This is a genomic window from Marinobacter sediminum, assembly GCF_023657445.1.
Taxonomy (GTDB): domain Bacteria; phylum Pseudomonadota; class Gammaproteobacteria; order Pseudomonadales; family Oleiphilaceae; genus Marinobacter; species Marinobacter sediminum_A.
This window is the reverse complement of the sequence record NZ_JAGTWY010000001.1, coordinates 2,061,547-2,075,644: the sequence shown is the minus strand read 5'-3', so window position 1 is coordinate 2,075,644 and position 14,098 is coordinate 2,061,547. Positions and strand designations below refer to the sequence as shown.

11 protein-coding genes are annotated in these 14,098 nt (G+C 55.0%); 6 read left to right on the top strand and 5 right to left on the bottom strand.

What is annotated here, in order from left to right; translation table 11 throughout:
- The first annotated feature begins 520 nt into the window (after nt 1-520).
- Together KFJ24_RS09840 and KFJ24_RS09835 are read left to right on the top strand one after the other, a co-directional pair.
- Nucleotides 521-1,066: a cytochrome b gene (locus tag KFJ24_RS09840; protein WP_250830894.1), complete on the top strand. Its 546-nt coding sequence runs from the start codon at nt 521-523 to the stop codon at nt 1,064-1,066.
- Between the two features lie 67 nt (nt 1,067-1,133).
- Nucleotides 1,134-1,715: a YceI family protein gene (locus KFJ24_RS09835; protein ID WP_250830893.1), complete on the top strand. Its 582-nt coding sequence runs from the start codon at nt 1,134-1,136 to the stop codon at nt 1,713-1,715.
- A 380-nt stretch (nt 1,716-2,095) separates the two neighbouring features.
- Here the strand turns inward: KFJ24_RS09835 and KFJ24_RS09830 are convergent, their stop codons facing one another.
- Nucleotides 2,096-2,338, bottom strand: coding sequence for a hypothetical protein (locus KFJ24_RS09830; RefSeq protein ID WP_250830892.1), 243 nt, complete (start codon nt 2,336-2,338; stop codon nt 2,096-2,098).
- 225 nt (nt 2,339-2,563) lie between these two features.
- Here KFJ24_RS09830 and parC point away from each other — a divergent pair, with 225 nt between their 5' ends.
- Both parC and serB read left to right on the top strand, forming a co-directional pair.
- On the top strand, nt 2,564-4,855 hold the full coding sequence (gene parC, locus KFJ24_RS09825) for a DNA topoisomerase IV subunit A (RefSeq protein ID WP_250830891.1): 2,292 nt from the start codon (nt 2,564-2,566) through the stop codon (nt 4,853-4,855).
- On the top strand, nt 4,848-6,080 hold the full coding sequence (serB, locus tag KFJ24_RS09820) for a phosphoserine phosphatase SerB (protein WP_250830890.1): 1,233 nt from the start codon (nt 4,848-4,850) through the stop codon (nt 6,078-6,080). The genes parC and serB overlap by 8 nt, the downstream gene beginning before the upstream one ends.
- 79 nt (nt 6,081-6,159) lie before the next feature.
- Here serB and KFJ24_RS09815 read toward each other — a convergent pair whose 3' ends face one another.
- The 3 genes from KFJ24_RS09815 to epmB form a co-directional block, all read right to left on the bottom strand.
- On the bottom strand, nt 6,160-8,244 hold the full coding sequence (locus KFJ24_RS09815) for an EAL domain-containing response regulator (protein ID WP_250830889.1): 2,085 nt from the start codon (nt 8,242-8,244) through the stop codon (nt 6,160-6,162).
- Nucleotides 8,245-8,438: 194 nt separating this feature from the next.
- Nucleotides 8,439-10,244 carry a GTPase gene (locus KFJ24_RS09810; protein ID WP_250830888.1) on the bottom strand — a complete coding sequence of 602 codons (1,806 nt, stop codon included), beginning with the start codon at nt 10,242-10,244 and terminating at the stop codon, nt 8,439-8,441.
- Between the two features lie 223 nt (nt 10,245-10,467).
- Nucleotides 10,468-11,505: an EF-P beta-lysylation protein EpmB gene (gene epmB / locus KFJ24_RS09805; protein WP_250830887.1), complete on the bottom strand. Its 1,038-nt coding sequence runs from the start codon at nt 11,503-11,505 to the stop codon at nt 10,468-10,470.
- Nucleotides 11,506-11,550: 45 nt separating this feature from the next.
- Between epmB and efp the strand changes: the two genes are divergently transcribed.
- Entirely contained in the window at nt 11,551-12,126 is a 576-nt protein-coding gene (gene efp, locus KFJ24_RS09800) for an elongation factor P (RefSeq protein WP_250830886.1), read from the top strand.
- A 7-nt stretch (nt 12,127-12,133) separates the two neighbouring features.
- The gene (gene epmA, locus KFJ24_RS09795) at nt 12,134-13,102 is read left to right on the top strand and encodes an EF-P lysine aminoacylase EpmA (protein WP_250830885.1); all 969 of its coding nucleotides are present in this window, start codon (nt 12,134-12,136) and stop codon (nt 13,100-13,102) included.
- Nucleotides 13,103-13,105: 3 nt separating this feature from the next.
- On the opposite strand, the gene asd is transcribed toward epmA, so the two are convergent.
- A complete protein-coding gene (asd, locus tag KFJ24_RS09790; RefSeq protein WP_250830884.1) occupies nt 13,106-13,960 on the bottom strand; it encodes an archaetidylserine decarboxylase in 855 nt (284 codons plus the stop codon).
- Nucleotides 13,961-14,098 lie beyond the last annotated feature (138 nt).

Genomic DNA, 14,098 nt, shown 5'->3' with positions numbered 1-14,098 from the left:
ATTCTGATTGGTTGAACGAACCCATCGGAGCGCCTCAGACGGGACGGCCGAATTGTCTGCAATCAGCACAGGTGCGGCTCCTGGCGGAGGTGGTCCTGTCGATTTATGTCCGAAGAGTGCCAAAAAACCGGAATTTTTACCACTGTTTCATGTCGAAATATGGGACTGTCTGCGTCTTTTTGGGGGGCAAGAGACGGGAAGTTAAAGCTCAGCGGCCCGGCGGGCCGCCAGAGAATCAATTGTTGCTGGGGACGACAACGCTTTCGTCAAATTCGAATTCCATGTCTTTCTCCTCTCATTCAATGAGGCCCTGTGACAGGGCTACCAGATATGTATAGAGTTTATCGTTGTTATAATTTTGAACAATCCGTAAAACCCGTATGCGACCAAAGGCATACTTCCCGGGGTTATGGTCAGAAATTCTGATGTTGGAGAGCAAAACATTTCGTTTTTTTTCAGGGAGCGGAGTTTCTACACTTTGCTGATTGTTCAATGACAGGGAGCGAGGTCATTTGTCGGTATGAAGTTCCGTAATTCCTCATTCAGCTATGGTTTTGTTGCTGTCGCCATGCACTGGTTTATGGCGGTCGTTGTCATTGGGATGTTTGCCCTCGGTTTCTGGATGGTGGACCTGACGTACTACCACGACTGGTACAAGCAGGGGCCAGATATTCACCGAAGCATTGGAATCCTGTTGTTTGGATTGATGGTTGTCAGGGTGTGTTGGCGTGGCGCTAATAAAAACCCGGATCCCGTTCCGGGCCACAAGCGTTGGGAAGTACTCAGTGCCCAGGCGGCCCACGGGCTACTCTATATTCTACTGTTTGTTGCGATGGTTAGCGGTTACCTGATTTCCACTGCCGATGGTTCTGCCATAAGCGTTTTTGGCTGGTTTGAAGTGCCTTCGGTTACCGGTCAGATAAAAGGGATGGAGGATACCGCAGGCGAGGTCCACTATTGGGCGACATGGGCGTTGATAGTGCTTGCGGCGGTTCATGCCGCCGGTGCCCTCAAGCACCACCTGATTGATCGTGATAACACACTCCGCCGTATGCTTGGTCAATGATCATCGCGGCCTGGGACAGATTTAAAAACGCTCCGGTTGAGGAGTTGACTTGAAAAGGGAGAGATTCATGAAAAAACTATTGCTTGCATCCGCCGTTTCCGTGGCGCTGGTCGGTGCTGTTCATGCCGACGAGCACAGTGGGACCTATGCCTTCGATAACAAAGGCACTCACCAGTTTATAACCTTCAAAATTTCGCATCTGGGATACAGCTGGCTGTATGGGCGTTTCAACGATTTTGATGGCGAGTTTGCGTACGATGCGGCGAACCCTGCGAACAGTTCCGTCAATGTCACCATCGATACGTCGAGTGTTGACTCCAATCACGCCGAGCGTGACAAGCATTTGCGCAGCGAAGACTTTCTGTACGTGGACGAATATCCCGAAGCCAGCTTCAAAAGTAAGCGTGTCGTTGTTGACGAAGAGGGTGAAGCCGACATTATCGGTGACCTGACTCTGCGTGGTGTGACCAAAGAAGTGACTCTGGACGCCGAGATGATTGGCCATGGTGCGGACCCCTGGGGCGGTTACCGCATGGGCTTTGAAGCCGAGACGGAGTTGCGTCTTAAGGATTTCGGCATCCCGATGGACCTGGGGAAGGCCTCCGAGACCGTAGATATCATCATTTCTGTCGAAGGTATTCGGCAGTAACCCTGGCGGACCCCCGCCAGGACAGGTTCCGGGTCTATGCCCGGAACCTTCAATTGCTTTTTTGATCCCGCCAATACTTCCTCCGAAGGCAGTGCTGTCCTCGCGCATTTTTTTGACAGCCTTTAGCTATGAAATCCGGGCAACGAGAGCTTGATACAGGTCTCGTTCGGCATTAAGAACTTCGCTCAGAGGCAACAGGTAGTTTTCTGCAATATCGTGAGTGTGTTGTCTGAGGTTTCGGATAGCGCTGAGGTTTTACAGGCCTGTAAAAAGTAACGCAAAGGAGATGGTGGTTAACGGAGGGTCAATTGCTGTTCCGGAAGTTTTCAGGGGCGTATGCCCCTGATTAAAAGGCTGAAATTTCCGGCTATTGGAGTGTTTTAATGTGAGTGGCCGCCAGATTCCTGATGTGTGTTATAGGAATTGCACAGATGGCGCTGCCTCCAGAACTGACCTGCAAATATAACCAGCCAGATGAGCAACCCTGCCCAAAGGTAGGGCTTTGGAACCTGAAAAGTCCCGCTGATTGCAAACTCCACGAGGAGCATCAGGGCGACTGCAAGTACCGCATTTACCATGGCCGTGACCATGGCTTGCCCGCAGGCTTTGAGGTTGGGTTTCATAGTGTTCCGCTTGTTTGGGAAGTAAAACGGTCTTCTATTCATTGAGGGCAGCATACGGCTCGTATTACAGGCTCTCCATGCGGGAATTCCGCTATTGGAAATTGGTGTATCCGGGCCCGCGTCCATATAATGTTGCCTCGCCCCAAGGTCCGTGATTATTTCGGGCTCAGAGGGTAGCATCACCAGCGCAATTCAACACAGGCAATACAGGCAAAAGAGGCATCCATGCCAGAGTTTCAGACTACGGATGAAGGCTTTGAGCGGGTTTCACTCAGGGACTACACGGAAAAGGCCTATCTCGACTATTCCATGTACGTCATCCTCGACAGGGCCCTTCCCAACGTGGGAGACGGACTGAAGCCGGTTCAACGGCGGATCGTTTACGCGATGTCGGAGCTGGGTCTCAAGTCCACCTCCAAGTACAAAAAATCCGCGCGAACAGTCGGTGACGTTCTGGGTAAGTTTCACCCTCATGGTGACAGCGCTTGCTACGAAGCCATGGTGCTTATGGCCCAGCCGTTTTCCTACCGCTATCCGCTGGTCGATGGTCAGGGAAACTGGGGGTCTCCTGATGATCCCAAGTCCTTCGCGGCCATGCGCTATACCGAATCGCGGTTGGCGCCTTTTGCTGAAGTCTTGCTCAGTGAATTGGGGCAAGGCACCGTAGGTTGGGTGCCGAACTTCGACGGCACCATGGATGAGCCTTCAGTTTTGCCGGCACGGCTACCTCACGTCCTGCTGAATGGCACCACCGGTATTGCGGTTGGTATGGCGACCGACATTCCTCCCCATAACGTACGGGAAGTGACAGCGGCGTGTATCCGGTTACTGGACAATGCGGATGCAACTGTTAATGAGTTGTGCGAGCACATCAAGGGGCCGGATTTCCCGACCCACGCAGAGATCATTACCCCTCGCAAAGATATCCGGCAAATGTACGAAACCGGTCGCGGGTCTCTGCGCATGCGCGCTCGCTGGATTCGTGAGAGCGGCGAAATTGTCGTCACGGACCTGCCTCATCAGGTCTCAGGAGCCCGCGTCCTTGAGCAGATTGCCCACCAGATGCAAACGAAGAAGTTGCCCATGGTGGCGGACCTGCGGGATGAGTCCGATCATGAGAATCCAACCCGCCTGGTAATTGTGCCCCGGTCTAACCGGGTCGACCTGGATGGTTTGATGGCACATATGTTTGCCAGCACGGATCTCGAGAAAACCTACCGCGTGAACATTAACGTGATCGGCAATGACGGTCGTCCGGGTGTCAAGGGGCTGCATCAAATCCTGACCGAGTGGTTGACATTCCGGTGGGCGACCGTCACCCGTCGATTGCAGTATCGTCTGGACAAGGTTCTGGCGCGGTTGCATCTCCTGGAGGGTTTGCTGATTGCCTATCTCAATATTGATGAGGTGATCGAGATCATCCGTAATGAAGACAAGCCCAAGGTCGAACTGATGTCCCGGTTTGGGCTGTCTCCGGAGCAGGCGGAAGCCATCCTCGAACTTAAATTGCGCCACCTGGCGAAACTTGAGGAAATGAAAATCCGGGGCGAGCAGGATGAACTTGCGGCCGAACGTGATGAGCTACAAAGTATTCTGGGCTCCGAAGACAGGCTGCGGGAACTCATCAAGAGCGAACTACAGGCCGATGCAGAAGCTTTCGGTGATGACCGTCGCTCACCCATTGTTGAGCGCGAGGAGGCCCGTGCCTTCAGTGACGTAGACCTGGTGTCCAATGATCCGGTCACGGTTGTTCTGTCCGAGAAGGGCTGGGTGCGCGCCGCAAAGGGGCACGATATCGAACCTGAGGGCTTGAGTTATAAAGCCGGTGACCGCTTTGCCCTGGCTGCGCATGGCCGTAACAACCAGCAAGCGATCTTTCTCGATTCGACCGGTCGGGCCTATTCTCTTATGGCGCATAGCCTTCCCTCGGCACGAGGGCAGGGGGAGCCGATGACAGGGAGGATTAATCCACCCTCGGGTGCCACCTTCGCCGGACTGATGATGGGTGACCCGGCTCGCAAGACGCTTCTGGTTACGGACGGTGGCTATGGGTTTGTTGCGTCTCTGGACGACATGATAAGCAAAAACCGGAATGGCAAATCGGTAGTCAGTGTGCCGAAGGGCGCGAAAATCCTGCCCCCGATCGCCATTCCCGCGACCGAAAAGGAGCTGTACCTGGGCGTCGTTTCCAACGAAGGGCGAATGCTGGTGTTTCCGCTCAGCGAGTTGCCGGAATTGGCCAAGGGTAAAGGCAACAAGATCATCAGCATTCCCTCTGCCCGTGTTCAGAACCGGGAAGAGTTCGTGGTTGCGGTGGCCGTGTTTGCCCAGGACGACCAGCTGGAAATCCGGGCTGGTAAGCGCAAGATGGGGCTCCAGTTCAGCGATCTTGAGCATTATCTGGGCGAACGTGGCCGGCGTGGTCATAAGCTGCCACGGGGGCTTCAGCGCGTCGATGCCATTGATGTGATTCCCTCCGCGGCCCGGGCAGAAGAGGAGAGCTCTGAGAGTGAGTGAACTGGTATTGATTAACGTATCCGGTCGAGACAAGCCCGGGTTGACGTCGGAAATAACCGGGATCATGGGCCAGTATGCCGTCCGGATTCTCGACATCGGTCAGGCGGTGATTCACGATCACCTGACCTGGGGGATACTTATTGAGATTCCCGATGAGTCCAAGTCCTCGCCGGTGATTCGAGATCTACTGTTTCGTCTTCACGCGCTGGATTTACAGGTCCGGTTTGCCCCCATTACGATTGAGGAATACCAATCCTGGGCCGAAGGGCGAAATCGGGCCTGCTATATCGTCACCCTGCTATCGAGAGATATCAAGGCGGAACAGATTGCGAGGGTGTCAGCGATTACCGCTCGTCATGGACTCAATATTGATAACATCAGTCGTCTGTCGGCCAGGCCGTCATTGAACTCGTCTGAAAACCGCATTGCGTGCGTTGAGTTTTCCGTTCGCGGCACGCCGTCGGATCCCGAGACGTTACGCGCCGATTTTCTTCATATTGCCGGCGAGATGAACGTGGATATCGCCTTCCAGGAAGACTCGATTTTCCGGCGGAACCGGCGTCTGGTGGTGTTCGATATGGACTCCACTCTTATTGACGCTGAGGTCATTGATGAACTCGCCCTTGAAGCCGGTGTCGGCGAACAGGTGGCGGAAATCACCGAGCGGGCCATGCAGGGCGAACTGGATTTCAACCAGAGCTTCGCCGAACGTCTGGCATTACTGAAAGGCCTGGACGAATCGGTTCTGGAAGGGATTGCCGCCCGTCTTCGCATGACTGAGGGTGCCGAGCACCTGATCAAAAGCCTGAAGGCGCTGGGCTATCGTACGGCGATTCTGTCCGGTGGCTTTACCTATTTTGCCCGCCATCTGCAAAGCAAGCTGGGCATTGACTACGTTTACGCCAATGAGCTGGAAATCGAAAACGGCAAGGTCACCGGGCGCGTTGCAGGTCAGATCGTTGATGGCAAGCGTAAGGCAGAGCTGCTGCAGGAAATCGCCGAGAAGGAGCACATTTCCCGGGAACAGGTTATTGCCGTGGGAGATGGTGCCAATGATCTGCCAATGCTGAGTCAGGCCGGCCTCGGTGTGGCTTTCCGTGCCAAACCGCTGGTCAAGGAGTCAGCACGCCACTCCATCTCGACTCTGGGGCTGGATGCGATTCTGTACCTCATTGGCTTTCGGGAAAGTGACACGAATCAGGGGTTGGAGAGGGCCGGGTACTAAGTCAGTTAGAGGCGTGCCATTAAAAAATACCGGCGTCCCTTGGGGTCGCCGGTATTTTTTGCGCTTGGCCGGCCCAGTATCAGCTGTCGCCGAAGTCGTAATTCATTTCTGGTACCGGCGCCTGCAGGTAGTAGCCCTGAATGTAGTTTACTCCGGCCTGCCAGAGGGTCGCCAGTACGCCAGCGTTCTCGACCAGTGGAATGATCGTGAGCTTGCCCGAGCTCTGCAGAGTCTTCACCAACTCCTTGACCTGCTCCTTCGCCGCATCGCTCTTCTGGATCTCCTCGGTAAATGACCCGTCAATCTTCACGTAATCGGTATCGATATGTTTGAGGGTATTGAAGGGGTTAAGGGCGCATCCAAACTGTGAAATGGACACTTTGCAGTGGAGCTCATGCACCGCCTTTGTGAATTCTTTCGCCTGTTTCATGTAATTGTTGGCGTCGCCCTCACGTATCTGGAAGATCAGGGAGTCACCGGGAAGTCGGGCGGCTTTCAGGGCGACGCTGAGCCAGGGCGTAAAGGTTTTGTCTTGCAGGGTTTCCCCTGTGACGTTCAGGAACAGGCGTGTGTCGTGTCCCCTTGAGCGATGACTGGAGAGCTGTTTGATGGTCTGCAGAATGACCCATCGGTCGATCTTGATGGCAGTGTCTGAGGGGCCCATCGGGGGTAGGAAATCGTAGGGGGAGACTTCCTCGTCATCTTTGTCGAGCATGCGGACAAAAGCTTCGTAATGCTCTTCACCTTCGCCACGAAGGTTGATGATCGGCTGGAAGAGTAGCCGGAACCGGTTTTCTTCCAGGGCTTTCTGAATGGCCTCTATCGAGTTGCTTTCATCCAGTGACTCGAAGTCTGCCGGGCTGTAGACAAGAACACCGTTGCCGCGCTCGTGGCCTTCCTGTTTACGCACCTCCGCTGACGCAGTATGAGCCCTCGCCATCAGCTCTTCGGCTTTGGGCGAGTTCTCGGTAATCGCAGCTACGCCAATGCTGACCGTTAGCTGTACCGTGCGGCCATTGATATCAAAGAGGTGGTCTTCCACTGCCTTGCAAATTCGCTCGGCATGACCGGCCATGGCCTTTTCATCACACGGCTGGCTCATCAGGCAAAATGCGTCATCGCTTAATCGCGCGAGGACCAGGTCGTCGCTCGCCTGTTCCTTGAGAGAATTAGCCAGGTCCCCAAGGAGAAGGTCTGCTCCGGCAATGCCGACCTGGCCCTTCATGCTCATGAAATCATCCAGCGCAATGTAAGCCAGCGCGCCGGACTCGTTATTCTTGCCCGCCTGAGCAATATTCTCCGCGAGTGCATCCATCAGGTACTGGCGGTTATAAAGGCCAGTCAGGAGATCCTGACTGCTTATCTGGCGCAGCTTTTCTTCCAACTCGGCATCACTGTGTTCCGGTTGCAGGACAATTTGTGTGCAGGCTTCGCCATCGTAGGTGGCGGCGGAGACTGACATGGTTACATTCAGTTCGTGGTCATCGCTTCGGCGGGCAGTACAGTTCAGGGTCATGCCATCTTCGCCTTTCTCGGCAAAGGCTTTCATGAATTCCTTGTATTTATCCTGGCTTTCCGGTGTGAGGGTGTCCAGCACCGGAATACAGATCAGTTCGTCGATATCGTCGTAACTGAGAAACTCCATATAGGATTGGTTAGCATAGATATGCATGCCGTCGTTGATGTAGGCAATCGCGTCCTTGGAGCTTTCCAGCAGTAGCTGGCAGCGTTGCTCCGCTTCCCGCAGGTGAGAGTCGAGGACTCGCCGGCGGCGGCGCTCATCAAGAGCAGCCAGTTCGCGGTTAACCACGAGCACCAGCATATCGGTATAGTTGAACGGCACGGTATCCTGGGCGCCGGCCTTCATCATTGCGACTGTGCGCTCGCGACTTTCGTCTTCTGTCAGCAGAATGAAAGGGATGTCTTTGTCCATACGACGGACCATGGCCAGGGCGTCATCGGCCCCGAATTCCTGCTCCAGGTCCCGGGCCAGCAACAAATCCCAGTTGCCAGACTTGAGCGTTTCCTCAAGGTCTTCCTCGGAAGTGATGCGGTGGGCGCGCGTGGCCTTCCCGGAATTTCTGAGCAGGCTGACCAGTGATTCGGCATCATTTTGCGATGGGTCAAGAATCAGCAGGTGTACGGTCGCGTTCTTTTTCTGCATTCGTAAAACGTCTCGTGAAACAGATTGGGCGGAGCCGACCCCGCAGCAGGAAAACTATCTGCTTTTATAACAGTACCTTGTGGAAAATGTTCCTGTGGCGGCTGCGGGCCGGATGGTCACATACGCTGAATGATGCAGGGGTTACGCTTCAATAACAACCCTGGCAATGGCTGGCGATTTTCCACAAGCCAGCCCTACAGCGACGGCCAGAGTGAATCAAATTCGTCCTCACTGGCGCCCGACGATGCTGGCTGTCTGGCAGTGTTCAAAGCTGTTGTATTCTGCAGCTTCAATTCAAACTGGCTGATGCTTCCGGTTGAAGATACCTTTTTCGAGAGATGACCCTGATCCTCGCGGCCATCATGCAGCATGGAAATGCGGCTGCCAGACTGGAAGGGTAGCCGTGGAGTGATCAGTGTCGCTGATTGATTTACCACGCTAATCTCCGGCAGAAGCAGGCCCCGAAGGTACTCGCTGTTATTTCCAATTTTCTGGATTAGCCGGACACCGCAGGGCGAAGCGCTGGGAGCGAGCAGTTCGATCCCGACCTGCGTACCCTGGTTCTTGATCTGCCGAATCCAGCGCACAACAGCGACACTCCAGGGATGGGAGCGCTGTTCACGCACACCCAGTACTTCGCCGGCCTGCAGTGAAGGCGGAATACTGCTTTCCCAGACTACGCAGTACCCACCGGGACTCGTGTTTACGAGCAGGGCATGGTGAGATCGAGGTCGATTCTTGTCAGCAACGTTTGTCGGTGATGTACCGTAGTTGCCGCGAAAGGTGATCGGCGCATCGGGGGAATGCAATGCCTCATCGCTGGGTGCGGCGTCATGGGCTCCCGCCCAGGCATCTTCATTCGTGCGGGATGAACGCGCAAAAAAGTTAGCCTCGTCGTGATGCGCATTGTCGTTACCATTCACGAATTCGGTAAAGCTTTTCTCACCGGCAACAAAATAGTGTGCGGCCGTCAAACCGACGCAAACCTCAAGGGTGCCCCGGCTGTCTATCCGGTTAAAGTTACGTTTGGCAAGGATTCCGAGGGCCTGGCTCAGGTGGAGCAACAAGTTGTCGCCGATCTTGGTCGGGATATGCAGGTCACTCTCTGCAGTGGTGTTGTTCCGCCGTGCGTGAAGCGTATCGGAAACCATAGCGGATAAATCCCGGCTATCGAATCCGAAGCTTTCTTCTCCCGGTATGTGATCGAGCAGACTTCGGTAAATGGGTGGGTTATCTCGTTCCATGTTGACAACGAAAAGACTGTTGTCTTCGGTGTCTGTCCCACAGTCTGTGTACTCGCTCCAGGTTTCAAACAGCTCATAGACCTGTGCCAGCTCTGACTGGCGGAGCTGGTTGGGGCGGGCGCAACCCAGAAGCAGGATCCGCTTGTAGCTGTCGGCTACCGAACTTGAGTGACGATGCTGAAGTGTATCGTCCTCGATCTGGGTTACCGAGAGTTTGTTGTGGTGCGCAAACCGGAACAGGCGGTGGCATTCCAGCCAACTCTGGGCCGGGCTGGGGCAGTAAAGCTGATGCGACCGGACAATCGTCGCTGCCAGCTCCGAGATGGCACGGTGAATGGCCATGGCAATCTGCCGGCGGTTCTTGTCAGCCCCGCCGTTATCGAGAAACTCCAGCACACAGAGCTTGTACCCGGAGGCCAGGTGCAACTGAAGAGCCTGAGACAGGTTGGCAATCTTGCGTTGTTTTTCAGGCAGCGCGACGGCGAGTCCCAGGTAGTGCCGGGAGAGCTCATTGCAAACGAAATGAATCTTTTCACGAATCAGCTCCAGGAGCTGCATGCGTTGTTGCGGCGGGCTGAAAAGGTGGTTTAGTTCAATGACAGCGTGGTAAAGCTGGCGCGAGACTTCCCCTGTGTTGGCCATCGGCAGCTGGTTTATCCAGGCCCGAAATGCCTTCGGTGTAGTATCGCAGAACGACAGGCTTGACGTTTTCTGCTCGGGGACTCGGAGATCGGGTTTCAGCATCATGCCTTCCATGAGTTCACGCCACTATCAGGACCATGGTTGGTATCCCGGGTTAGCCTTGCGCAGCAAGGCAGAAGGCTCCGCACTTTGCCGGCTTGTCAGGAAAACACCGTAAATACATATTGTAACGTTAAACATTACCGGACTCTAAAATAGCAAACCAGTAACAAAAAGCGAGAAAATCACGAGTTCACAATGTTTGACATGTGATTTCACGCCCGGTTTGAGAAGCCTATCACGCGGAAAGGTCGATTGGAGTCTTGCTTTCGCTTCCGGGGACTTCTCGCACAAGTTTTGGGACCAGGAACCCTGGCAGACGCACTAATAATTCGCGTACCAATGCTTGAGCCTCGTTGTCAGTAACATCGAAATGGTGGGCTCCGGCTACCGGATCGAATGCATGCAGATAATAAGGCAGAACTCCGGCATCGAACAGCGTTTCGCTCAGTTCTTCCAATACATCGGCATCATCGTTGACTCCACAAAGAATCACGCTCTGGTTTAAGAGGGTAACGCCTGCTGTCCGCAGGTAGCTGAGGGCTTTGCGCGTTGCATCATCTATCTCTGCGGGATGATTGATGTGCAAAACCATGATGACCTGAACCGGTATTTCTGACAGCCATTCAAGCAGGGCATCACAAACACGTTGGGGAATGACCACGGGCAGTCGTGTGTGAAGGCGTATTCGTCTGATGTGCGGAATGCCGCTGATAGCCGTCGCCCATTGGGATAACAGACGATCATTCACTGCCAGCGGGTCCCCACCGCTGAAGATGACCTCATTGATCTCTGGGCTTTTTGCGAGAGTATCGATCACCTGCTGCCGGTCCTCGGGGCTCAGTCGCTGCTCATCGTAGGGGAAGTGGCGGCGGAAACAATAGCGACAGTTGATCGCACATTGCCCTGTTACCATCAGTAATGCCCGGCTGTGATATTTGCGAATCAGCCCCGTGGTCTGGATCGCCTGGTCCTCCTCCAGCGGATCGCGGATAAAGCCTGGTACCTGCAGGGTTTCTGCCTGCAGAGGCAACACCTGGCGGAGCAGGGGGTCTGCGGGGTCTGCTTTTCGTATCCGCTTCAGGAATGGCTCCGGAACCCTGATGGAAAACAGCTCGTGGCCTTCACTGGCTCCTCTGAGCCATTGCTCGGGAGGCAGGTTCAATTGCCTCAATAATTCACGCGGTGAGGTAATGGACTCTGATAACAGCTGTTGCCAGGTTCGATCCTCGTCTGCATGGTGGGCTTCTATACGGGCAGGGGTTCGCTGTATCATAGCGACCTTTGAATTTTAAACAGCATTTTGTCAGGTGGACATTTCATGGCTTCATATTCTACCAACGAATTTCGCGGCGGTCTTAAAGTTTTGCTCGATGGAGACCCCTGCATCATTCTTGATAACGAGTTCGTCAAACCTGGCAAGGGCCAGGCTTTTAACCGTGTAAAGCTTCGGAACCTTATGACCAACCGCGTCTGGGAACGGACGTTCAAGTCCGGTGAAAGCCTCGAAGCTGCGGACGTGCTGGATCAGGACATGGAATATCTGTACACCGACGGCGAATTCTGGCACTTCATGCTGACAGACGGTTCCTTTGAACAGTATCCCGCTGACGCTAAAGCCGTCGGAGATACCATCAAGTGGCTGAAGGAGCAGGACGTTTACACGGTAACCCTTTACAACGGTGCGCCGCTTTCTGTGACTCCGGCTAACTTTGTCGAGCTGGAAGTTGTCGATACCGACCCTGGTATGAAAGGTGACACCGCTCAGGGCGGTTCCAAGCCGGCAACTCTCTCCACCGGCGCGGTAGTGAACGTTCCCCTGTTTATCACGATTGGCGAGGTTCTCAAGGTGGACACCCGCTCCGGCGAATACGTCAGCCGTGTAAAGAGCAGCTGATCCCGGGATGGCTGATCGACCTGTCTGGCAGCCTTCTGCCCCGCAGGCATTCCTGAAAAGCCGCGCACAACAACTGGCGTTTGTGCGCGGCTTTTTTGCTGAGCGGGACGTGCTGGAAGTTGAGACTCCGGTGCTTGGGCGGTTCGGTGTAACTGACCTCAATCTTGACGGGGTTTTTGCTGGCGTCTCGGCCCTGGGTCGCCAGGGCGGCTGGTTGCAGACATCGCCAGAGTACCACATGAAGCGCCTGCTTGCTGCCGGCTCGGGGTCTATCTTCCAGGTGTCCAAAGTGTTTCGGAATGGAGAGCGCGGCCGGCGGCACAACCCCGAGTTTTCCATGCTGGAATGGTATCGCGTTGGCTTTGATGATGAGGAGCTGATGTCTGAAGTGTCGGACCTTGTCTGCGGCTGGCTCGGGTGCGCGCGTCCCAGGGTTCGAAGCTATCGGGAGGCCATGATCTGCTGGGGGCACGTGGATCCGTTTGAGGTCAGTGATCGTGACTTGATGCGGCGTTGCGAGGAATGGCTTGAGCCGGAGCAGGTTGCGGACCTCGGCAGGGACGGTTGCCTGGATTTATTGATGAGCTTTGCGGTGGAGCCGAATCTGGGGCGGCAGGTTCCGGAATTTATTACCGGTTATCCCGCGTCCCAGGCATCCCTGGCCCGGGTGTCGCAGGTTGATGGTCACTCAGTGGCCCACCGATTTGAACTCTATATCGATGGTCTGGAATTGTGTAACGGCTACTGGGAGCTGACGGACCCGGGAGAACAGCGTCGGCGTTTTGAGTCGGATAACACACTCCGCAGGCAGGCGGGTAAGTCTGAAATGGACCTTGATGAAGCGTTCCTGGGCGCCATAGATGCCGGGCTACCAGAGTGCGCGGGTGTCGCTCTCGGGCTGGATCGTTTGCTGATGCTCAAGTGCGGTACCGAGGATATCTCAGACGTCCTTGCTTTTCCTTTCGAGCGGGCGTGAACATCAGGCCAGGGTGCCGAATGCTTCTCCCATGCGCACGGTCTTGCCTGCAACCTGATCTTCATTCCAGCCAACAGCGCCCTTGGGCATTACCATGATGACGGTAGAGCCGAGCCGAAAGCGCCCCATCTCCTCGCCTTTGGCAAACTGCCGCGCCTGTTCACCTTCGTAGCGAGTGGCTGTGACCTGGTCATTTCCGGGGATGACCACCCCCGACCAAACGGTTTCGACGCTGCCGACAATCATCGCGCCTACCAGCACGAGCGCCATTGGGCCGGCTTCCGTGTCGAAAATGCATACGACGCGTTCGTTGCGGGCAAAAAGATTTGGAACGTTTTCCACGGTGACCGGGTTCACTGAAAACAGCTTGCCCGGGATGTGGATCATCTCTCGCAGAGTGCCGGCCATGGGCATGTGGATGCGGTGATAATCCTTGGGTGACAGATAGATCGTCGAGAACTCACCCTCTGCAAAAGCACCGGCCCTTCCCTCTTCACCACCGAGCAGTTCGGTCAGGCTGAAGGACTGGCCCTTGGCCTGGAATACCCGGTCACCACTGACCTGTCCAAGCTGGCTAATAGCGCCGTCAACCGGGCTGACCATTGTTTTCTCGCCGCCGGCCAGTGGCCGGAGTCCCGGTTTCAATGCGCGGGTAAAGAAGGCATTAAAGGTCGGGTACATCGTCGGGTCGGATTCGACTGCCTCACTCATGTCTACGCCATAACGGCCGATAAACCATTTGATCACACGATTTTTGAGCGCAGGTGTGAGATCACTGTCTGCCAGCTGGCCGGCAAAGCGGGAAACCGCCAGCTGAGGGGTGACGTACTGACTAAGAACAAACAATTTGTTAAGCATTGAAAAGACCCTTTGCGCTCTGAGACGCGGAGTCTAGCAAAGACCGGCCCCTGTATAGAAATTGTTTGATGGCTTCGCGGTTATCGCAGAGGCTTGCTATTATCAGGGCTCATAAAGACGCGAACGCTTCAGGCGTTG